Annotated in this window: 25 protein-coding genes and 1 pseudogene; 21 read left to right on the forward strand and 5 right to left on the reverse strand. The window is 34.5% G+C overall.

The genetic code is table 11. From position 1 onward, the window contains the following. From F9B91_RS08990 to F9B91_RS09035, 10 genes and pseudogenes are all read left to right on the forward strand, one after another. Entirely contained in the window at positions 1–1,110 is a 1,110-nt protein-coding gene (locus F9B91_RS08990; protein ID WP_150923062.1) for a glycosyltransferase, read from the forward strand. 492 nt (positions 1,111–1,602) lie between these two features. Next, positions 1,603–1,776: a hypothetical protein gene (locus F9B91_RS08995; protein WP_150923064.1), complete on the forward strand. Its 174-nt coding sequence runs from the start codon at positions 1,603–1,605 to the stop codon at positions 1,774–1,776. After that, on the forward strand, positions 1,773–2,552 hold the full coding sequence (locus F9B91_RS09000) for a replication initiator protein A (protein ID WP_150923066.1): 780 nt from the start codon (positions 1,773–1,775) through the stop codon (positions 2,550–2,552). Before F9B91_RS08995 ends, F9B91_RS09000 begins: the two co-directional genes overlap by 4 nt. A 99-nt stretch (positions 2,553–2,651) precedes the next feature. After that, positions 2,652–4,010, forward strand: a complete 1,359-nt coding sequence (gene dcm / locus F9B91_RS09005) for a DNA (cytosine-5-)-methyltransferase (protein WP_150923068.1) — start codon at positions 2,652–2,654, stop codon at positions 4,008–4,010. Beyond that, entirely contained in the window at positions 3,994–4,443 is a 450-nt protein-coding gene (locus tag F9B91_RS09010) for a hypothetical protein (protein WP_000645882.1), read from the forward strand. Before dcm ends, F9B91_RS09010 begins: the two co-directional genes overlap by 17 nt. Next, positions 4,436–4,816, forward strand: coding sequence for a hypothetical protein (locus tag F9B91_RS09015; protein ID WP_150923069.1), 381 nt, complete (start codon positions 4,436–4,438; stop codon positions 4,814–4,816). Before F9B91_RS09010 ends, F9B91_RS09015 begins: the two co-directional genes overlap by 8 nt. 12 nt (positions 4,817–4,828) lie before the next feature. Continuing rightward, positions 4,829–5,062: a hypothetical protein gene (locus tag F9B91_RS09020; RefSeq protein ID WP_050238682.1), complete on the forward strand. Its 234-nt coding sequence runs from the start codon at positions 4,829–4,831 to the stop codon at positions 5,060–5,062. A 2-nt stretch (positions 5,063–5,064) separates the two neighbouring features. Then, positions 5,065–5,652: a CPBP family intramembrane glutamic endopeptidase gene (locus tag F9B91_RS09025; protein WP_150923071.1), complete on the forward strand. Its 588-nt coding sequence runs from the start codon at positions 5,065–5,067 to the stop codon at positions 5,650–5,652. 291 nt (positions 5,653–5,943) lie between these two features. Then, entirely contained in the window at positions 5,944–6,579 is a 636-nt protein-coding gene (locus F9B91_RS09030; protein WP_000222720.1) for a hypothetical protein, read from the forward strand. Between the two features lie 30 nt (positions 6,580–6,609). After that, positions 6,610–6,876 (forward strand): annotated as a pseudogene (locus F9B91_RS09035) (CPBP family intramembrane glutamic endopeptidase); the annotation flags it as partial. 232 nt (positions 6,877–7,108) lie between these two features. Here F9B91_RS09035 and F9B91_RS09040 read toward each other — a convergent pair. Further along, the gene (locus F9B91_RS09040) at positions 7,109–7,519 is read right to left on the reverse strand and encodes a GntR family transcriptional regulator (RefSeq protein ID WP_150923073.1); all 411 of its coding nucleotides are present in this window, start codon (positions 7,517–7,519) and stop codon (positions 7,109–7,111) included. Between the two features lie 377 nt (positions 7,520–7,896). On the opposite strand from F9B91_RS09040, the gene F9B91_RS09045 reads away from it, so the two are divergent. The 4 genes from F9B91_RS09045 (at position 7,897) to F9B91_RS09060 (ending at position 9,836) form a co-directional block, all read left to right on the forward strand. Further along, positions 7,897–8,016: an aureocin A53 family class IId bacteriocin gene (locus F9B91_RS09045; protein ID WP_150923075.1), complete on the forward strand. Its 120-nt coding sequence runs from the start codon at positions 7,897–7,899 to the stop codon at positions 8,014–8,016. 62 nt (positions 8,017–8,078) lie between these two features. After that, entirely contained in the window at positions 8,079–8,717 is a 639-nt protein-coding gene (locus tag F9B91_RS09050) for an ABC transporter ATP-binding protein (RefSeq protein ID WP_150923077.1), read from the forward strand. Next, complete coding sequence (locus F9B91_RS09055; protein WP_150923079.1) at positions 8,710–9,354, forward strand: hypothetical protein; 645 nt, start codon at positions 8,710–8,712, stop codon at positions 9,352–9,354. Before F9B91_RS09050 ends, F9B91_RS09055 begins: the two co-directional genes overlap by 8 nt. Continuing rightward, a complete protein-coding gene (locus F9B91_RS09060) occupies positions 9,348–9,836 on the forward strand; it encodes a hypothetical protein (RefSeq protein ID WP_150923081.1) in 489 nt (162 codons plus the stop codon). The genes F9B91_RS09055 and F9B91_RS09060 overlap by 7 nt, the downstream gene beginning before the upstream one ends. Before the next feature lie 155 nt (positions 9,837–9,991). Here F9B91_RS09060 and galE read toward each other — a convergent pair whose 3' ends face one another. The 4 genes from galE to F9B91_RS11525 are packed head-to-tail and all read right to left on the reverse strand — an operon-like array spanning position 9,992 to position 12,277. Beyond that, positions 9,992–10,993: a UDP-glucose 4-epimerase GalE gene (gene galE / locus F9B91_RS09065; protein ID WP_150923083.1), complete on the reverse strand. Its 1,002-nt coding sequence runs from the start codon at positions 10,991–10,993 to the stop codon at positions 9,992–9,994. A gap of 25 nt (positions 10,994–11,018) precedes the next feature. Further along, positions 11,019–11,705 carry a triose-phosphate isomerase gene (locus tag F9B91_RS09070; RefSeq protein WP_150923084.1) on the reverse strand — a complete coding sequence of 229 codons (687 nt, stop codon included), beginning with the start codon at positions 11,703–11,705 and terminating at the stop codon, positions 11,019–11,021. Positions 11,706–11,731: 26 nt separating this feature from the next. After that, positions 11,732–12,082, reverse strand: a complete 351-nt coding sequence (locus F9B91_RS11520) for an NAD(P)H-dependent oxidoreductase (protein ID WP_225306594.1) — start codon at positions 12,080–12,082, stop codon at positions 11,732–11,734. A gap of 6 nt (positions 12,083–12,088) precedes the next feature. Next, positions 12,089–12,277 carry a hypothetical protein gene (locus tag F9B91_RS11525; protein WP_225306591.1) on the reverse strand — a complete coding sequence of 63 codons (189 nt, stop codon included), beginning with the start codon at positions 12,275–12,277 and terminating at the stop codon, positions 12,089–12,091. A gap of 440 nt (positions 12,278–12,717) precedes the next feature. On the opposite strand from F9B91_RS11525, the gene F9B91_RS09080 reads away from it, so the two are divergent. From F9B91_RS09080 to F9B91_RS09110, 7 genes are read left to right on the forward strand one after another with little or no spacing between them, the layout of a single operon-like run. After that, positions 12,718–13,017 carry a hypothetical protein gene (locus F9B91_RS09080; protein WP_115256199.1) on the forward strand — a complete coding sequence of 100 codons (300 nt, stop codon included), beginning with the start codon at positions 12,718–12,720 and terminating at the stop codon, positions 13,015–13,017. Further along, the gene (locus tag F9B91_RS09085; RefSeq protein WP_150923086.1) at positions 13,007–13,495 is read left to right on the forward strand and encodes a hypothetical protein; all 489 of its coding nucleotides are present in this window, start codon (positions 13,007–13,009) and stop codon (positions 13,493–13,495) included. The genes F9B91_RS09080 and F9B91_RS09085 overlap by 11 nt, the downstream gene beginning before the upstream one ends. Next, positions 13,495–15,372, forward strand: a complete 1,878-nt coding sequence (locus F9B91_RS09090; protein ID WP_150923099.1) for a VirD4-like conjugal transfer protein, CD1115 family — start codon at positions 13,495–13,497, stop codon at positions 15,370–15,372. The genes F9B91_RS09085 and F9B91_RS09090 overlap by 1 nt, the downstream gene beginning before the upstream one ends. A gap of 20 nt (positions 15,373–15,392) precedes the next feature. Beyond that, positions 15,393–15,635, forward strand: a complete 243-nt coding sequence (locus F9B91_RS09095) for a hypothetical protein (protein ID WP_000627865.1) — start codon at positions 15,393–15,395, stop codon at positions 15,633–15,635. Positions 15,636–15,651: 16 nt separating this feature from the next. After that, positions 15,652–16,506, forward strand: coding sequence for a conjugal transfer protein TrbL (locus F9B91_RS09100; RefSeq protein WP_150923088.1), 855 nt, complete (start codon positions 15,652–15,654; stop codon positions 16,504–16,506). Between the two features lie 53 nt (positions 16,507–16,559). Next, positions 16,560–16,919 carry a PrgI family protein gene (locus F9B91_RS09105; RefSeq protein ID WP_001097589.1) on the forward strand — a complete coding sequence of 120 codons (360 nt, stop codon included), beginning with the start codon at positions 16,560–16,562 and terminating at the stop codon, positions 16,917–16,919. Further along, a complete protein-coding gene (locus F9B91_RS09110; RefSeq protein ID WP_191962435.1) occupies positions 16,870–19,227 on the forward strand; it encodes a VirB4-like conjugal transfer ATPase, CD1110 family in 2,358 nt (785 codons plus the stop codon). Before F9B91_RS09105 ends, F9B91_RS09110 begins: the two co-directional genes overlap by 50 nt. The last annotated feature ends 7 nt before the right edge of the window (positions 19,228–19,234 follow it).

Below are 19,234 nucleotides of genomic sequence, written 5' to 3' on the forward strand. Positions count from 1 at the left end.
ATGAAAAGAATATTGGTTTGTGGTCTGGTTCCAGATGTTGGTGGCTTGGAAAAAATTGTGGTAGATTTTTATAATCATATCGATACCTCTGAATTTGAACTGGAATTTTTACTACAAGGTTCTGAAGATGTTGAATTTAGTGATCATTTTAAAAAGCTTTGTCGCAATCCTCTAGTCGTTCATAGAATCCCCAAGTTAAGACCTCATATCCAGCAAGCCTTAAAAGAATGGGATGATTTTTTTAAGAAGAATGCTCATCGTTATGATATTTTATGGTCCAATCAAAACGGCCTGACTCATCTAGAATTTTTAAAATTAGCAAAGAAATATGGAATCGAAAAAAGAATTGTTCATGGACATTGTGCGACAGCAGATAAATTTTATCGTTTTATTCACCCAATTAATCGACTTTTTGTCGGAAAATATGCAACAGATTTTTGGGCCTGTGGAACAGAAGCATTGAACCATTTTTATCATGGTCAAGAAAGAAAAAAAGCCTTGGTTATTCATAATGCCATTGAAGTTGAGAAGTTTTTATATGATCAAGAAATGCAAACCCAACTTCGAAAGGAGTATCAGATCCCTGAAAATTGTTTGGTCATTGGGCAAGTTTCCCGCTTAAATGAGAAACAAAAAAATCAAAGTTTCTGTATTAAGGTCTTTTCTGAAATCGTCAAAAAAGAACCAAATTCCCGTTTAGTTTTTATCGGAAGAGGTGATACTGCATTTTTAGAAAATGTGGCAAAAGAATATGGTGTAGAAGATAAAGTCATTTTTACAGGATTGACCACTAATGTCGGAAAAATGCTAAATTTATTAGATGTGTTCTTCTTCCCATCTAATTTTGAAGGATTGCCAATTGTACTCATTGAAGCACAAGCAAATGGATTACCTGTTGTAACTGCAAATCATTTACCAGATGCAAGAATACTAGATAACTATGATAACAGTCTGTCTTTGAATGATTCTCTTGAAGAATGGGCAGATAAGATTTTGTCTGTCAGAGATCATCGAGAGCTTGATAAAGCAAAGGTGAAACAGCTGATAGAACAAAACGGCTACGAGATTGACTCAGCAACCAAACAGTTGGAGAAATTATTTGATGAGTAATAAAAAATTGATGGAGAGGACAAACATGTCTTCTCTAATTTTTTATAATGATTTAATAGTTTGGAACACTATTTAATCCTGAAGCAAAAGCAGACAAAATAGAGAAGGCATGATATAATATAAAGTAGATTTCTATGTTATAAAACAAGAACTGTTTGGACATTATTCATTTGAAAGCTCCTTGATGTTCAAACAATAGGTGTTCTAAACCCTTGCTATGAAAGGAAAAAACTCAATGGCTACTATTCAATGGTTGGTCTAGAAGATTTAAAATAATAAAACATTGTGAAGTAGAATAAATGCTTAAAACCCTTGAATTTCAAGGGTTTTTGTGAGTACAGATTTTTATTTTTTACATTGTTATAAGTGCTTGATTGAGCAATAATTATCAATAAAAACATTTTTTTGGTGTTGAGTTTGGTGTTCAAATATTTATTATGTTACGGAAAGGAATTTCACAATCTTTCCGTTTTTTTATTTTCAGGAGGGAAAATGACAAAAGAATTACAATCATCACGCTATATTGTCATTTCATTTTTAGTACGTGAAATGGGAATAGATATTGTTGAGGCCATCTCTCTTATGGCTGAATTGGAAAAAAGTGGCTTGGTTCGCTTGGAATCAAGTGGAGATTTAATACTCAAAGAAATTGGAGGTGCGCTATGAAACGAATTACCGCAAATCAATACCAAACTTCAGAACGGTATTACAAATTACCTAAAATTCTTTTTGAGGATGAGAAATATATGGATATGAAACTAGAAGTAAAGGTGGCTTATTCTATTTTAAAAGATCGTTTAGAATTATCTCTCAGTCGTGGTTGGATAGATGAAGAAGGAGCAGTCTATTTAGTATTTTCTAATTCTAAACTGATGAGGCTGTTAGGTTGTTCGAAGTCCAAATTACTGTCCATCAAAAAAACTCTTAAAGAATATGACTTAATTGATGAAGTTCAACAGTCTTCAAGTGAGAAAGGAAGACTAGCTAATAAGATTTATTTAGGGGAATTATCTTCTACCCCAGTAGGTAATTCAAACAGGCCTAGTGTTAAAAAAAGACTAGGGCAGGTTGAAAATGAAACGGCCCCCGTCTCACATTCAGCCCCTAGTGAGACTGAAGTTAGTGAGACTAAATATAGTGAGACTGATTCTTTATTTATTGAGGATGAGGAGGATAGGAATACTCAACCTATCTTGAGAAGAAAAGTAGAAAAGGTCACAAAATATGATCGAGATTATATTTGGGGATTGGTACAAGATCAATTTAGACGAGAAGGTTTTTCTGAAACAGCCAGTGAAATTGCTATGACTGATTTTGAGAGAATCTATCAGTATGCTCTTGACAATGTTCGCTTTGTTAGACGAGCGGAAGTACTTGCTGAATTTGTGTTTAATGGCCTATATTCCGTTTGGAATAACCGTGTTAGAAAAGGAGGTGGTTAAAATGTCGCCAATCGAGTGGGTATTAGTTATGCTCATTTTCATTTCAAGTGGTGTGACTCTTTGGACATTGATAGTCGATCAGAAAGCGGTGATAAAGAAATGAGATTTATTGATTTATTTTCAGGTATCGGAGGATTTCGACTTGGAATGGAAAGTGTCGGACATGAGTGTATTGGATTTTGTGAGATTGATAAATTTGCTAGGAAATCTTATAAGTCCATTTTTAAAACGGAAGGAGAAATTGAATTTCATGACATACGAGATGTTTCAGATGATGAATTTAAAAAACTTAGAGGGAAAGTCGATGTCATCTGTGGGGGATTCCCTTGTCAAGCATTTTCAATCGCAGGAAGACGATTGGGATTTGAAGATACTAGAGGCACTTTATTCTTTGAAATTGCTCGGGCGGCCAAACAAATCCAACCACGTTTTCTTTTTCTTGAAAATGTTAAAGGCCTACTCAATCACGATAAGGGACGGACGTTCACCACAATCCTTACCACGCTTGATGAATTGGGGTTTGATGTTGAGTGGCAGGTGCTTAACAGTAAGGATTTTGGCGTTCCCCAAAACAGAGAGAGGGTGTTTATTATCGGACATTCTAGAAAGAGAGGTACCAGACTCTTATTTCCTTTCAGACGAGAAGGTCAAGCAACTAACTCTGAGACTTTAAAAATATTAGGGAATTTGAATCCATCAAAAAGTGGAATGAGTGGTAAAGTCTATTATTCAGAAGGTCTTGCGCCAACCTTAGTTCGTGGAAAAGGAGAAGGATTTAAAGTTGCGATTCCTTGTATGACACCAGACAGATTAGAAAAAAGACAAAATGGTAGACGTTTCAAGGATAATCAAGAGCCAATGTTTACTTTAAATACTCAGGATCGCCATGGTATTGTCGTTGTTGGAGATTTACCAACTAGCTTTAAGGAAACTGGTCGCGTCTATGGAAGTGAGGGCTTATCTCCAACACTGACTACGATGCAAGGTGGAGATAAAATCCCTAAAATACTGATTCCAGAACCAATCCAATTTCTAAAAGTCCGAGAGGCAACGAAAAAAGGATATGCTCAAGCAGAGATTGGGGATTCAATCAATTTAGAAAGACCAAGTTCTCAGTATCGTCGTGGTAGAGTTGGAAAAGGTATAGCTAATACGTTAACAACTAGTGGGCAAATGGGAGTAGTAGTGGCTAGCTATGAAGGGGAAGATAAACAAGTTTACCAAGTAGCTGGTGTCTTAATTGATGGGCAATTTTACCGTTTGAGGATACGACGAATCACTCCTAAAGAGTGTTTTAGACTGCAGGGCTTTCCTGATTGGGCTTTTGAAGCTGCTAGAAAAGTCTCTAGTAATAGTCAGCTCTATAAACAAGCTGGTAATAGTGTAACCGTTCCTGTGATTGCCTCAATCGCAAAAAAATTAAAAGAAATAGAGGAAAAAGATGAAAGCATTAAATAAAGAATCAATACTAGATTGTGATGAATTAGAAACAGAATTACATGACGCAGAAATCAAACAGCTGGATGAACAAATATTTTTGATGCCCAATTATCCATGTGAGTTTGAGGTGACATTTTTAGATGATTACCATAAAAAACACAACTACCCCCTATTTTACGAATCCTATCTTCAAAACATTATGGAATTCCTTGAAAGTCAGGATATAAAGAACGGAGCTGATGCCTTTGTAGATGATCATCAGAATCTTGTTTTTGTTTTATATGGACAAGGCTATCGAGCCGAGGGAAAAGAGGGAATACTTACAACCCAAGTAACTGTAAAAGCTTATGATGAAGACAAGAAACCGATTAACTTCGCAAATTTGTTAGATTCCTTAATCGTTTCAGAATATCAAATGGAACCGAATCTTTGGGAGGTCTCGCATGATTGATCTCTATCTAAGTAAAAATAGCCAAAGAAATCAACTTCTTTTAGACTTCTTCCAAAACTATGGCATCGAGGTATCTTGTCATTCAGTTTCTGAAATGACAAAGGACAAATTAATTGAAATGATGAGCTATTCTTCAGATTGTTTTGAGTTTTTATCTCCCAATTTATTACGATTTAAGAACCGTGACAATCTAAGATTAACGGATTTCGTTGAGATGATCTTAAAAAATCCTGAACAAACCATCAAACTTCCTCTTGCGGTTTCAAATAAGAGAGTTTATCCAAATCTAAATTTGGAGGAAGCTAGAGCTTTATTGCCAAGAGATACGAAACAATTGATTTACATGGCACAAACACATTATTTATCTAGTTAAAGGAGAAGCAATATGGCTGAACGATTTTGGGAGAACTTGTCCATGATTTTGGCTGAAAGAAATATTAGCTGGATTGAGTTAACCAGAAAAATGTTTGCGGGAGAGTTTCACTATCCAAGTGAATTGAATCGTTTGTATCAAAAGATTCGTCACTACAAGATGGAACAACGAATGCCTCAAAGTCCATGGGTAGAAAGGATTGTGCAGGTATTAGATTTAGATTATGAAGATTTATTTCGGAGGTAACTATGAAAAGAATAATTCCAGTTTATTTATTCCAACAAGTAAATGTCCTATTGGTATCCCTATACTTACTGAAATTTTTTTGTATCGGTGAGTTAACTATACTACAGATTCTCTATGGTTCGTCACTCATTTCATTTTTATGGATGTATGGTCAACGTAAAAAAGCGCATAAGGTCAGTATGAAATCTAGGATGAAATGGCTTGGTATTGGATTCATTAGCCTACTGATTATAAGTCTATGTTTTAGCTTAATCCATGCGCAAGGAAGCACGAATCAAGCAAACTTAATTGGCCTACAACATCAGGTTCCTTGGTTTTCATTTTTATTGTTCTTAATCAATGCGAGTATGGTTGAAGAATTTCTGTATCGAGAAATTATATGGAATTTGGTGAGAAAATTAGATATTCGAGTTGCGTTGACAAGTGTTTTATTTGCCTTAGTACATCATCCAGGAACCATTCTAGCTTGGTGTTTATATGTTTCATTGGGAATGTTTTTAGGGATGGTGCGCTATAAATCGGACTTATGGGGCAGTATGGGGCTACATTTGGTGTGGAACCTACTAGTTTATAGTTTGCTGCTTGTTTAAAATAGGTGGCCTGATTTATTTAGATATTCATAATGAATGTAATTGTTGACAAATATGGACTAATTGCGTATAATAAAGGTAATTAAATGATATAATTACTTGTGGGCTAGTGGATATGGTCTGCACCCGCCTGTGGGCTCCGCTCTCAGTTCAGACTGTTTGTTGAGAAAAAGAATAGCAGGACTGCCTACCCTTGAGGAACAGATAGGGCATATCTAGCGTGAGGTGAAACTCAATACGTGGGAGAGGAGGAAGCAGGAGCTTCCTTCTCTTTTTTAGGAGAAAATTCAAATGACTTATACTTTGGAATGGCTAAAGACTTTTGATGGAGAGATTGATATTCTCAATGTTAAGATGGATTGCTTGGCCAATACTATTGAGAAAAATGTTTCTCAGTACAAATATATTTATCAGACAAATATGGAGAACTGTCCTGAAATTATTCTATCAGTCCCAAATTCCTCCATTCCTCATCTTTTAGGATTATCTAGAGAACATCATGTTAATTTACCAACTAATAATGCAGGGAGTATTTTTGAAGGATTAAAAGATGATTGGACATTGGAACGTCTTAATAAAGCTGATAATGGTTGGTTCAACGAAAATAAATTCAAAATAGTTGGAACCTTGTTGCTTTATCAAATGTTACATGTAATGGAGTGTAAATTCTATACAACTGATGGCATTTTGAATAGAAAAGTCGGTCGCCGATTTAAAAGAGATCATATTTATTTTGTAGTCTTTAAATTAAGTAATGGTATCAGTTATACAGTAGAATTATCACATGAAAAAGGTAATCAATACTTTCCAAGAAGCCTTAAAATCAATGATACCTCCGTTACAGATTGTAGAGAAATAGAGCTTAGACTCATTAATAAGATTCGATTTAAACCAGTTAAGACAAGAAAGGTAAAATGGGCATCATGATTTAAAAATTGAAATTATGATTACATCACCATTCTTTTCTTAATCAATGCGGGTATGGTTGAAGAATTTTTGTATCGAGAAATTTTATGGAACTTGGTTAGAAAATTAGATATTCGAGTTGCTTTGACAAGTGTTTTATTTGCCTTAGCTCATCATCCAGAAACTATTCTAGCTTGGTGTTTATATGTTTCATTGGGAATGTTTTTAGGGATGGTACGCTATAAATCGGACTTATGGGGCAGTATGGGGTTACATTTAGTGTGGAATCTACTAGTTTATAGTTTGCTGCTTTTTTAAAATAGGTGAACTGATTTTTAGGGTAACTTCTAAAACTAACTTCCAGTTTCCCACAACCTAGCTTTTAGTATGAGAAAAATGCGTGAAATCAGTGGAAATTCATCTTAGACTAACTTCCACTGATTTTCTTTTTGTGTGACTCTCAGTTCGTCTCAATCCGCTAGTGCGAGACGAAAAAAACACCCACCATGTGGGTGCGTTTTATTATAGACAGATTTTCTGAATCTTATCCTTAGAATGAGTTTTTAGTTGGTTTCAGTTGATTATAATTGGTAGTTTCAATTCGTTTAATGTAATCGCTAATTATAGCTGGTAACTCTTCTTCTTGATAACCAAAGTGAGCCATGGAGGAAATGAAGTCCTTTAATTGTTTTTCTGCTAGTTGTTTACGAGATTTAGAGATGAGTTCTTGATTTTCCGTTACAAAACGTCCAGCTGTTCGCTTACAAAAGACAAATCCATCTTGTTCGAGGTTTGAAAAGGCTCTTTGGATGGTATTTGTATTGACCCCAATTTCTCTAGCTAGTTCTCTAACAGTAGGAAGTTGTTGATTGGCTTCTAGTTCATGGGAAATAATCTGAAACTTGATTTTTTCCATAATTTGTAAATAGATAGGTTTGTTATTGTCAAATGACCAGGACATCTTGTTCTCCTTTTTTCTTATTCGTGTATTAAGTAAATAATACAACAAAACAAACAAAATGTCAAACATAATAAGTCTTGCTTAAGAAATAGCTCAAAGAATGCTGGAAATTATTTTATTAATTAGTTGATTTGGGTTAAATACATTATTTTTTAGCAGATAAATAGAGATCTGTCATCAAAAATTAGTTACATATCATATTTTTTGTGTTTACTTTAAAAAACATAGTGTTTTACGATAATTTCCTTCAACGGCATAAACTAAATACGAATATAAATTAACGTTTTGAAAAAAATGTTAATTTTTTGAAGGAAACTCTTGACATAGATATAAAATATTGTACAATTAGAATGTAACCAAAGAGTTACAAAAAAAATTTGAGTTTTGCTGCACGTTATGGCTCTCAAGCAGTTCGTTGGGCTTGGGCTCATAAATGGGAACTGATAAATGCTGGAGATTTAGCATACCGTATGATTAGAGATCACTTCTCATGGTAGAAAAATAGTGTGGGATTCACTTGAATCCCACCTATTTCGTTTTTGAAAGGAAATGCTATTATATGTATATTAAACAGATTGCTCATGCTTATTCTAATTTTAGACTGCAGATTACTGACTTGAAATTACCAGAAGGAGAAATTATTGGTCTTTTAGGAGAAAATGGAGCTGGTAAAACAACCTTAATGAACATGCTGTCAGGATATTATGAAGCAAATCAAACTTTTGATGTTGAGGATTTTGATGTAGATAATATTTTATATATCCCTTCTGATTTAGAACCTTATCCATTTTTGACTGTTAGTGAGTTTGTAACTTTAATTATAAATCATACAGGGGGAATAAAAACTGCTGAGCAATTGATCAGTGAGTTGAATTTGAAGGGGAAAGAAGATACTAGGATTGAAGAATTGTCTCAAGGAATGAGAAAAAAATTATCTCTGATTAATCTATTTATTCGCGATATTGCTCTACTTATCTTAGATGAACCATTTAATAGTATTGATGTAACATATATCACACAACTTAAATCAATCTTGAAGACTTTCAAAGGTAAAACAACTATTCTAATTTCTTCTCACATTTTGGACACTTTAAACGATCTGTGTGATAGTTTTATTCTCTTAAAGAATGGAGAAGTTTCCAAAACATTTGCCAATACAGGTTCTATTCGTGAGTTGGAGGAGCAGCTCTATGACTAAACTATTTTTACTTAAATTAGAATTATTCCGAAAGAAGTTCGGGATATATGGATTGTGGAATATTTTGAGTTTGATAGCGGTTCTTTTAGTTATATTTTTCTCATTAAAAATATTGTTTTTCAAGATATTACCATATGAAAATAGCATGCAATTATTGACGTTATTACTTGTTTTATCTAATATTTTTGTAGTTACTAAAGAGAGAGAAGAATTGTCCAAGTTAGCTGTAAAATTTCAATCCTTTTTCCATAATTTTTCTCGAGTAGAAGTGTTGAAGTACTATACTTTTAGGAAATATATAATTTTATGTATATTGTCGGTGTTGCTTTTATTTCCGTTAGATTTAGTTTTTAAATCACAAAAATACTTTCTATTTTATATGGTTCTTCTCCAAATTTTTAGTTTAGTAAGTAGCTTAGGTAGTTGTTTTTTTAAGAAAAAATATCAGGAGACTGTTAATTTAACGATTCGTATAGGATTTGCTTTGTTTTTAGCTCTGAATGTACGAAAAGTGATGCCGTTTTATTTGAATCAAATCATTGAATCTAGTTCTGTAAGTTTAATGTTAGTACTCTTACTCGCTTTGTGTTTAATTAATAGTTTATTGCTTGTATTTAGTCGGGTGAAAATATGGTGAAAGTATTTTTTTTGACTGTTGTTAGGACTAAGTTAGCTTTGGAATTGTTATCTTTTTATGTATTGTCTATCATATCGTATATAGGTCAAGGTGATTTTAAAGATGTAAGTGTTTTTTCTTTTACGGTTTTATCCCTTCTCTATCTAGTGTATTATGGTATTTTAATGGTTCATGAAGGTCGTTATTACTTTTTTTATCATCCTAAAAAGATTTTAAAATTTCGTATAGATTTGATTAGATTTGCAATTGTATTTTCGCTTGTGTTTTTACCGTATTTATTATTTCTATCGATAGTGTCAGGTGTTTATTTTAACTATTTATTAGCTTATATATTTCCTGTATTGATTTTCTTTAGTGTAAACACACGCTTACCATTATATATAGAAAAAGGGAAAGATACGAAATTAGTAAATGTGAAGCAAGTTTTTATGAGTTGCGTTGCCTCTATCGTATTATTATTTATCTTTTTAATTTTTGTTTAGATAACCACTAAAAACGCATAATATCAGGTGTATCGATGTACATCTGATACTATGCGTTTTCTAATTTTAAAGACTTTTGCCCAGTCTCACCTTGTTAAGTAAATATAACTCAGTCTTTTTTCATGAGGTGTAGTTCACAAAGAGCTGGTTACGATTTATGACTCCAAAATGTTTTTGCCTTCTTTAACACGCCAACGATAATCTGATAAAATAATATCTTCGAGGGAGTAGCTAGCTTGCCAGTCAAGATATTGTTTAGCTTTTGATGCATCTGCTAGGACGCTGGCTGGGTCACCAGCGCGTCGCGCAACAATTTCGTGTGGGATTTTTTGATCCAGTAATTCTTCAGCAGTTTTAAAGATTTCTTTGACGGTATAGCCTTTTTCGGTTCCTAAGTTAAAGATTTGAGAAGAACTGTCTTCTTGAAATAGGTAGTTCATTCCTTTAACATGAGCCTGTGCAAGGTCCAAGACATGAATGTAATCTCGAATACATGAACCATCACGTGTATCGTAGTCATCTCCAAATATTTTCAGGCTATCATTTTGTCCCAATGCGGTCTTGTTGATATTTGGAATGATATGAGTTGGATTTTTCACACGTAGACCGTTTGAAGCATCCATTTCAGCCCCAGCAACATTAAAGTAACGGAAAATGACATATTTCCAATCATAGCGATTGGCCATCCAGTAGATCATTCGTTCACCCATCAGTTTTGTTTCTGCATAAGGGTTGACAGGGTCGAGCAGGGTATCTTCAGTTGCTGGCTTGTCAATACAGTTATTACCATAGAGGGAAGCAGTCGAAGAGAACATGATTTTTTGAATACCAACTTCGGACAAGACTTTGAGAACTTGGTTCATACCAGCAACATTGGCAGTGAAGTATTTACTTGGATTTTCAATGCTTTCGCTCACAACAATTTCACCTGCACAATGGAGAACAGCATCAATCTTGTTTTCTTCCAAGTAAGTTTTTAAGGCACTGGCATCATAAACATCCAGTTGTTTAAAGCTAGCACGACTATCTACAGCTGAACGATTTCCTGTAGAGAGATTATCTAGAACATGTACCTGATAGCCAGCATTTAAAAGAGCTTTAACGGTATGGGAGCCAATGTAGCCAGCTCCACCTGTAACAAGAATTGTTTTTGTCATGACTTTTTCCTTTTTTTATTTTTTACTAGTTCGAAAATTCTTTTTGATTTAAAAAATTAAATACTTCTAATAACGTATTTGTTCGATCTCCAATCAATACTCCATCAAATCCTAATTTAATAATTTCAGGGATGTCTTTACATTGTACACCTCCTCCAAATACTAATTTATATTTAAAATTATATATTTGACTAGATATGAACAAATACCTTTTTAGCATAGTTAAATGATTAGAAATTTCTTCTAAACTGTAGTCCTTTTTTCCACTCAATGTTGCACTTAGAATTTCATATGCTATAATAATTTCTTTTCCTTGAAATTGAATTCCTGATAAAAGTTGATGTATCTCAGCAATATAATTTTTATTTTTGCCAAAACAAATAATAGGAGTTATATTTCCAACTATTGTCTGTTTTATTTTTGAACGAATGATATCTTTAGTTTCATTTAAGAATTTTTGTCGTTCTAGATGGCCGACAAATGCATATTTTATATTATAGTAATTGAGATGTTTACAGGTTAAATCACCAACATTTCGCCCCTTTATAGCAATATTTTGCGAAGCAATTGAAAAAGAATATTCATTGTCGTTAACAGGTATTATTGGTGAAATAATTAATTCTGTTTTAACATTTCTTTCATTGAAAAGTTTTAACAGATCTAATTGTTCATGAATACTTAATTTATTTTTAAAGTTGAATATTGTTAACATTTTCACCTTTTTAATATTAAAACTAATTATTTGTTAATTTTGTCATCAATGTATTGTTCTAGTTTTGCTTTGTATTGTTCAAAGTTAGGTTTCTTTACTACATTATGAAATGATAAAGTTTCTCTTTGTGTAAATCCGCAAAACTCAATTGCTTTATGAAATGATATTAGAATTTCGTCTACACTTTTACCATTAAAAAATTCATTGGAATCATTAAAAGTATATTCTGGTGCATTCCATGTTGAAGATATAATATATTCTTTCCCTTTCATGAGTCCACCAGTTCCATATTTATCAGCAAATGAGTAAAACTGCCCATATTCAAATACATTATCAAGATACAATTTTAATTTTCCTGGAACATTAAACCAATAAATTGGGAATTAAAAAATAATTAGGTCAGCCCATAAAAACTTATTTCTTTCATCAATAATATCATATGATTCTACTGAAGATAGCTGTACATTATGATGATGCCGTAATTTATTTAAAAAAATATTGTATAAGCTAAAGTTAAGTTCGCCTTTACAGAAATCATGTTTTTGATATCCGTTTACCAATAAGATGTTCATATTAAATTCCTCCTTGTATTAAAAATTTCATTAATTAATATTTTTGTCAATATTTTTATTGAAAATAATGACAAAACGTGAAAAAAACAAACTTAGTATATCTATATCAAGATTTTTGTACTGAAAAACATTAGTTTAATTGTGGTTTGAAAAATTGTTCAAAATTTTTTCAATCATATTTACTATAAATAGTAAACTGCATCCCAACAACCTCAAAAATGTGATAAAAATTTCAACTACTCTTATCTATAATAAAGCTACCTGTTCTTTGAAAATTGAATCCACTCCGTCTTGATTAGCGTGCCTGTGTAAGTAGGGACTGAGAGTATTTCCCTGTGAAGGGCAACTGGCACAAGACGTGTGTGAGAATTTTCTAACAGACACGGAGTTTATCGTTACCAGACTTAAACGATGCGACAAACTAGATAAAGGAGTTAATCATGAAGGTAGTAAACTTGTATGATTTGAAACAAATGGGAAATAAAGGTGGTTGTACCATCCAATTGATTCATCACTTTCCCTTTGGTATGGGCTTAGGACATCTCAAAAAAGACTACATTGAATTTAAACGTGTTGGTATCTTTGATGGGAAGGCAGTAGAAGTTACTCTTCGAGAACCTTATTCGAGAGATCTACTGCAGGTTATCAAGTCGATTAAGCAACGTCAGAAATTGATAGCTTATCGTTATAAAGAAGGAAAGCTGCTATTTGTTAAGAAGGAGGCATCAGATGTCCTCTGAACAACAGGAACGAATGGCAGTTCAATATGCTGAGCGTAGTCTTTTATTTACTGTAAAAAGTCTTTTAAAGATTCTAGAATGGTCTAGACGTCAGGCTTTAGCACAGGATTCTGCCTATAAGATAGGGCTGCAGAAATTAGAAGAATTGCTACAATCTCCTTATTCGATTGATACGATTAATCTGAAAAAAGATTTTTTAGACAAACCAATTGATATAGAGAAATTTAAAGATTTTTTAGAAAAAGAAGAGATTCCTTTAGCCATCGCTTGGCAAGGGGATTCTCTGCATTTCTACACGAAAGACCGTTCGATTCTAGACAATCATTTAGACCATCTGTTAGAAAAAATGGTTAATGATCCGGAGAAATTAGCTGATTTTACCATGGATAAGTCATTAGACGATGCTATTGATGAAGCTAAATCCCAAATTACCTTTAGACAAGAAGGAGCCGTCAAACAGAAAGAGATGGTGAGATGATGTACAGTGGAAAGAAATTCCTACTATTCTCACTGTTAGGTATCTTACTAGGCTATCTTTTTCATCGTTTGACGCTTTTGTATGATTCCTATACTGGAAATACACTAGATAAATGGACTCATCTTCTGATGGAAGGTCAAGATGAAGTTCTTCAGTCGCCATGGAATGTTTCTTTTACTGGAAAATCAAGTGCTTTTTTTCTACTAGGTTTTGTGATGATGTTGCTGGTTTATCTCTATCTAGCGACTGGTAAAAAACAATACCGAGAAGGGGTAGAATACGGGAGCGCCCGTTTTGGAACTCTAAAAGAAAGGAAGCTCTTTTACGGTAAGGAATTTTCTCATGATACGATCTTAGCACAAGATGTTCGTTTGACATTATTAGATAAAAAACCACACCAATATGATAGAAATAAGAATATTGCGGTGATCGGAGGTTCAGGAAGTGGGAAGACATTTCGCTTTGTGAAACCCAATCTGATTCAGATGAATAGTTCTAATATTGTAGTGGATCCTAAAGATCACTTAGCTGAAAAAACAGGCAAACTCTTTTTAGAACATGGCTATCAAGTAAAGGTGTTAGATTTAGTCAATATGAAGAACTCAGATGGCTTCAATCCTTTTCGCTATATAGAGACAGAAAATGATTTGAATCGCATGCTGACGGTTTATTTCAATAACACCAAAGGCTCTGGCTCCCATAGTGATCCATTTTGGGATGAAGCTTCTATGACTTTGGTACGAGCTTTAGCCTCCTACTTGGTCGATTTCTATAATCCACCCAAAACAAGAGAACAGCTCATAGAAGAAAGTCGTTTAAGTCAAAAAGAATACCAAAACTTGTTGAAACGTCAAAAAAAAGAAGTGGAAGAGCGAAAAAAACGAGGGCGTTATCCAAGTTTTGCTGAAATCTCAAAACTCATTAAACACTTATCCAAGGGTGAAAACCAAGAAAAAAGTGTCTTAGAAATTCTATTTGAAAATTATGCTAAAAAGTATGGAACTGAAAATTTTACTATGCGAAATTGGGCAGATTTTCAAAATTATAAGGATAAGACTCTGGATTCTGTTATAGCTGTAACCACTGCTAAATTTGCCCTCTTCAATATTCAAAGTGTCATGGATTTGACCAAAAGAGATACCCTTGATATGAAGACATGGGGCCAGGAAAAATCAATGGTTTACTTAGTTATCCCAGATAACGATAGTACCTTTCGCTTTCTTTCAGCCCTCTTTTTTTCAACCGTATTTCAAACTCTAACAAGACAAGCAGATATTGATTTTAAGGGGCAATTACCTCTTCATGTGAGAGTCTACTTAGATGAATTCGCAAATATCGGAGAAATCCCAGATTTTGCTGAACAAACCTCAACAGTTCGTTCTCGGAATATGAGTCTCGTTCCCATTCTTCAAAATATTGCCCAACTTCAAGGGCTCTATAAAGAAAAAGAAGCTTGGAAAACCATTCTTGGGAACTGTGATAGCTTAGTCTACTTAGGTGGGAATGATGAAGATACCTTTAAATTTATGAGCGGCTTACTCGGTAAACAAACCATTGATGTTCGAAATACTAGTCGTTCCTTTGGCCAGACAGGTTCAGGATCCCTTTCTCATCAAAAGATTGCTCGTGATTTAATGACACCCGATGAAGTCGGAAATATGAAACGGCATGAATGCTTGGTTCGAATTGCCAATATGCCTGTCTTTAAAAGCAAAAAATACAATTCCACTAAGCATCCAAACTGGAAGTACCTAGCCAACCAAGAAACCGATGAACGGTGGTGGAACTATCAGATCAATCCTTTGAATCAAAGACAAGAAAATCATCTTGAAGGCCTTAGAATTCGTGATTTAACTTTTGAATCTAGTTTAAAATAAAAATAGAAAAGAGGAAATAGATGATTACGCATTTTAAAGGTTTTGTTTATGGAGTAGACGCAAGTGCTATGTTTGCACAAGCTATGTCTTTGTTACAGAAGGGATTGATTGCCGTTGGTGCCTTTCTCGTTGTTGTGGGGATTGTCAATCTTGCAACCAACATTAAAGATGGTGGACCAGGTGTTCGGAATGCCATTCTTGAAATTGTCGGTGGAGTTATGGTAGGGGCTGCTGGAGCCTTTGTAACCCAGATTTCAATTTAGGAGGATAAACAATGACATGAATCTTAGTTTAGTCTCACCCTTTGTTTACCTTGCATCTGAAAAAATATCAGCTGAAAATTTATTTGAAGGATTTAATGTGGATTTACAATCTACTGTAGATCTGGTTAAATCTCTATCTAGCTACAATCCAACAGTTTGGACTTATATGTCTAGTATTACTAAAAGTGTCATGCAGCCCCTTGGAGTTGCGATTTTATCAGTTGTTCTCATCTTAGAATTTTCGAAGATGGCAAAGAAAATTGCTAACTCAGGTGGAGCGATGACCTTTGAAGCATTAGCCCCGATGTTGATTAGTTATATTATGGTCGCAGTTGTAATTACCAACACGACCGTCATTGTAGAAGCCATCATCGGGATTGCGAGTCATGCCATTGAACAAGTGGCCTCGATTGTGGCTCACGGTGGGGCAAAGTATGATACCATCTCTGGATTAAAAGGGTCAGGATTTATTGGCCGGATGATTGTGGGCTTTTTCGCCCTCCTCATTTGGCTTGTTCGAATAGTAAGTGCAGCCATGGTCAATCTTTTGGTATCTATTCGATTTATTCAACTCTATCTTATGATTCCATTTGCCCCTCTTACGATTCCAACATTTTTAAGTGATGAGTGGAAGTCTATTGGTATTGGCTATTTAAAAAATATTATGGTCTATGCGGTACAAGGGGTTCTCATTTTTCTGATTGTTTCTCTTGTTCCTTTGTTTGAATCTGCTGGGAAAATAGCTGTTTCAAATGGTGCAGGAGTCCTGCAATCACTTGCGATTATGTTTGGTAGTTTAATACAAGCTATCTTACTGATTATCGCCCTCGTTGGTTCTCAACGTACGGCTCGCTCAATCTTAGGTATGTAATTAGATAAAGGCTAGGAAGTGAATGCTTCTTAGCCTTTTTAGAAAGGAAAGTCATGAATACACGTGTCTTTAAAGACATCTCAAAATACCAACACAGGGCTTGGTTAGGCTTCACCACAAGACAAATTATCTTTGTTTTACCAGCCTTTATTGTCACAATTATTGTTTTGGGTTTGAATCTCTTTTTCTGGCAATTTGGAGATTGGTTTGTTTACGGTTTTGTATTTGCTTTTACCATTCCCCTCATGCTTTTTGGAGTCTATAAACCCAATGATTTATATTTTGAACATTATTTGAAATACCGTCTTCATTTTGAGTTAACGGTTCCCCTACGCACAATTACAGGAAAGAAAGGACCTGAACATGAAAAGAAAATCAAATACATTAAAGAAACAAAAAACTTCAATGACTAATAAAAAGGAAAAAGTTAAAGGGAAAAAAGAGGAAGTGTTACCCTCAACGGCTAATACTCTTTCCTATCAAGCCCTGTATCAAAATGGTCTGATGCAGGTAAAAGAAGATTATTTCTCACAAAGCTATTTACTTGGTGATGTCAATTACCAAACTGTTGGTTTAGAAGATAAGGGCGCAATCATTGAGAAGTATTCTGATTTGATTAACTCTTTAGATGACCAAACCAACTTCCAATTGACCATCTTTAATAAAAGATTGAATTTAGAAAAGTTTAGACAGAGTGTTCTGTATGAGGAAAAAGAAGATGGGTATGATACCTATCGTAAAGAACTGAATCGGATGATGAATCAGAATTTAGACAGTGGTGAAAATAATTTTTCTGCTGTGAAACTGATTAGCTTTGGTAGAAAGGATTCTAATCCCAAACAAGCCTATCGTTCCTTGTCTCAAATTGGAGAATATTTCAAGAGTGGTTTCTCAGAAATTGATGCTCGCTTTGAATCCTTGGTTGGAGAAGACCGTGTCAACTTGTTGGCGGATATGCTTAGAGGAGAACACCATCTCCCTTTTTCTTACCGTGATTTAACGAGATCTGGTCAGACAACTCGTCACTTCATAGCACCTAATCTCTTAGATTTTAAAAACAAGAATTACCTACAAATCAATGACCGCTTATTACAGATTGTCTATGTGAGAGACTACGGCATGGAATTAGGTGATCAGTTTATCCGAGACCTCATGCAAGGAGATTTGGAATTGATTGTGAGCCTCCATGCCCAAAGTTCGACCAAGGCAGATGCCATGAAGAAACTACGAACAAAGAAGACCTTGATGGAATCCCAAAAGATTGGGGAACAACAAAAACTAGCTCGTACAGGTATCTATTTGGAAAAAGTAGGTCATGTATTAGAAAGTAATATTGATGAAGCTGAAGAACTCTTAAAAACCATGACCGAAACAGGAGATAAACTATTTCAAACAGTCTTCTTGATTGGGGTCTTTGGTCAGGATGAAGAAGAACTCAAACAAGCTCTAGACACTATACAACAAGTGGCCGGCTCAAATGACCTAATGATTGATAAACTTCCATATATGCAAGAAGCAGCCTTTAATAGTTTGCTGCCATTTGGTTGTGATTTTTTAGAGGGCGTATCACGGAGTTTATTAACGTCCAATATAGCAGTGAACTCTCCTTGGACTTCAGTAGATTTACAAGACCGTAGTGGGAAATATTACGGTATCAATCAAATCTCAAGCAATATTATTACCATTGACCGCAGCTTATTAAATACACCGTCTGGTCTGATTTTAGGGACATCTGGAGCTGGTAAAGGCATGGCAACCAAGCATGAGATTATCACGACAAAAATCAAAGAATCTGGTGAGAATACAGAAATTATCATCGTGGATCCAGAAGCAGAGTACAGTGTTATTGGACGGGCTTTTGGTGGAGAAATGATTGATATTGCGCCTGATTCCCAAACCTATCTCAATGTCCTTGACTTGTCTGAAGAAAATATGGATGAAGATCCTGTAAAGGTAAAATCAGAATTTCTTTTATCCTTTATCGGCAAGTTATTGGATAGAAAAATGGATGGAAGAGAAAAATCGATTATCGACCGAGTTACGAGACTCACCTATCAGTCATTTAAAGAGCCTTCTTTGGAAGAATGGGTCTTTGTCTTGAGTCAACAACCAGAAGAAGAAGCGCAGAATTTGGCACTTGATATGGAACTGTATGTCGAAGGTTCTCTTGATATTTTTTCTCATAAGACCAATATTCAGACAGGATCTAATTTCTTAATCTATAATGTTAAAAAGTTAGGAGATGAGCTGAAACAAATCGCTCTTATGGTTGTTTTTGATCAGATATGGAATCGTGTTGTTCGGAACCAAAAATTAGGGAAGAAGACCTGGATTTATTTTGATGAAATGCAGCTTCTCTTACTAGATAAATATGCCAGTGATTTCTTCTTTAAATTGTGGAGTCGTGTCAGAAAATATGGAGCTAGTCCGACTGGGATAACCCAAAATGTCGAAACCTTATTGTTAGATCCCAATGGTAGACGGATTATTGCAAATAGTGAATTTATGATTCTCCTCAAGCAAGCAAAAAATGACCGAGAAGAACTGGTTCAACTCTTAGGCTTGTCAAAAGAACTCGAAAAATACCTTGTCAATCCAGAAAAAGGGGCAGGACTGATAAAAGCTGGTTCAGTTGTCGTACCCTTTAAAAATAAGATTCCTCAAGGTACTCAATTGTTTGATATCATGAGTACGGATCCTGATAAAATGGCTTCTAATTAAGGGGAAG

The sequence above is a fragment of the Streptococcus mitis genome (assembly GCF_008763935.1).
Taxonomy (GTDB): domain Bacteria; phylum Bacillota; class Bacilli; order Lactobacillales; family Streptococcaceae; genus Streptococcus; species Streptococcus mitis_DB.

Bases quoted from the DNA above. Each gene is read 5' to 3' on its own strand.
- F9B91_RS08990 (WP_150923062.1), top strand. From the start codon at position 1: ATGAAAAGAATATTGGTTTGTGGTCTGGTTCCAGATGTTGGTGGCTTG.
- F9B91_RS08995 (WP_150923064.1), top strand. From the start codon at position 1,603: ATGACAAAAGAATTACAATCATCACGCTATATTGTCATTTCATTTTTA.
- F9B91_RS09000 (WP_150923066.1), top strand. From the start codon at position 1,773: ATGAAACGAATTACCGCAAATCAATACCAAACTTCAGAACGGTATTAC.
- dcm (WP_150923068.1), top strand. From the start codon at position 2,652: ATGAGATTTATTGATTTATTTTCAGGTATCGGAGGATTTCGACTTGGA.
- F9B91_RS09010 (WP_000645882.1), top strand. From the start codon at position 3,994: ATGAAAGCATTAAATAAAGAATCAATACTAGATTGTGATGAATTAGAA.
- F9B91_RS09015 (WP_150923069.1), top strand. From the start codon at position 4,436: ATGATTGATCTCTATCTAAGTAAAAATAGCCAAAGAAATCAACTTCTT.
- F9B91_RS09020 (WP_050238682.1), top strand. From the start codon at position 4,829: ATGGCTGAACGATTTTGGGAGAACTTGTCCATGATTTTGGCTGAAAGA.
- F9B91_RS09025 (WP_150923071.1), top strand. From the start codon at position 5,065: ATGAAAAGAATAATTCCAGTTTATTTATTCCAACAAGTAAATGTCCTA.
- F9B91_RS09030 (WP_000222720.1), top strand. From the start codon at position 5,944: ATGACTTATACTTTGGAATGGCTAAAGACTTTTGATGGAGAGATTGAT.
- F9B91_RS09040 (WP_150923073.1), bottom strand. From the start codon at position 7,519: ATGTCCTGGTCATTTGACAATAACAAACCTATCTATTTACAAATTATG.
- F9B91_RS09050 (WP_150923077.1), top strand. From the start codon at position 8,079: ATGTATATTAAACAGATTGCTCATGCTTATTCTAATTTTAGACTGCAG.
- F9B91_RS09055 (WP_150923079.1), top strand. From the start codon at position 8,710: ATGACTAAACTATTTTTACTTAAATTAGAATTATTCCGAAAGAAGTTC.
- F9B91_RS09060 (WP_150923081.1), top strand. From the start codon at position 9,348: ATGGTGAAAGTATTTTTTTTGACTGTTGTTAGGACTAAGTTAGCTTTG.
- galE (WP_150923083.1), bottom strand. From the start codon at position 10,993: ATGACAAAAACAATTCTTGTTACAGGTGGAGCTGGCTACATTGGCTCC.
- F9B91_RS09070 (WP_150923084.1), bottom strand. From the start codon at position 11,705: ATGTTAACAATATTCAACTTTAAAAATAAATTAAGTATTCATGAACAA.
- F9B91_RS11525 (WP_225306591.1), bottom strand. From the start codon at position 12,277: ATGAACATCTTATTGGTAAACGGATATCAAAAACATGATTTCTGTAAA.
- F9B91_RS09080 (WP_115256199.1), top strand. From the start codon at position 12,718: ATGAAGGTAGTAAACTTGTATGATTTGAAACAAATGGGAAATAAAGGT.
- F9B91_RS09085 (WP_150923086.1), top strand. From the start codon at position 13,007: ATGTCCTCTGAACAACAGGAACGAATGGCAGTTCAATATGCTGAGCGT.
- F9B91_RS09090 (WP_150923099.1), top strand. From the start codon at position 13,495: ATGTACAGTGGAAAGAAATTCCTACTATTCTCACTGTTAGGTATCTTA.
- F9B91_RS09095 (WP_000627865.1), top strand. From the start codon at position 15,393: ATGATTACGCATTTTAAAGGTTTTGTTTATGGAGTAGACGCAAGTGCT.
- F9B91_RS09100 (WP_150923088.1), top strand. From the start codon at position 15,652: ATGAATCTTAGTTTAGTCTCACCCTTTGTTTACCTTGCATCTGAAAAA.
- F9B91_RS09105 (WP_001097589.1), top strand. From the start codon at position 16,560: ATGAATACACGTGTCTTTAAAGACATCTCAAAATACCAACACAGGGCT.
- F9B91_RS09110 (WP_191962435.1), top strand. From the start codon at position 16,870: ATGAAAAGAAAATCAAATACATTAAAGAAACAAAAAACTTCAATGACT.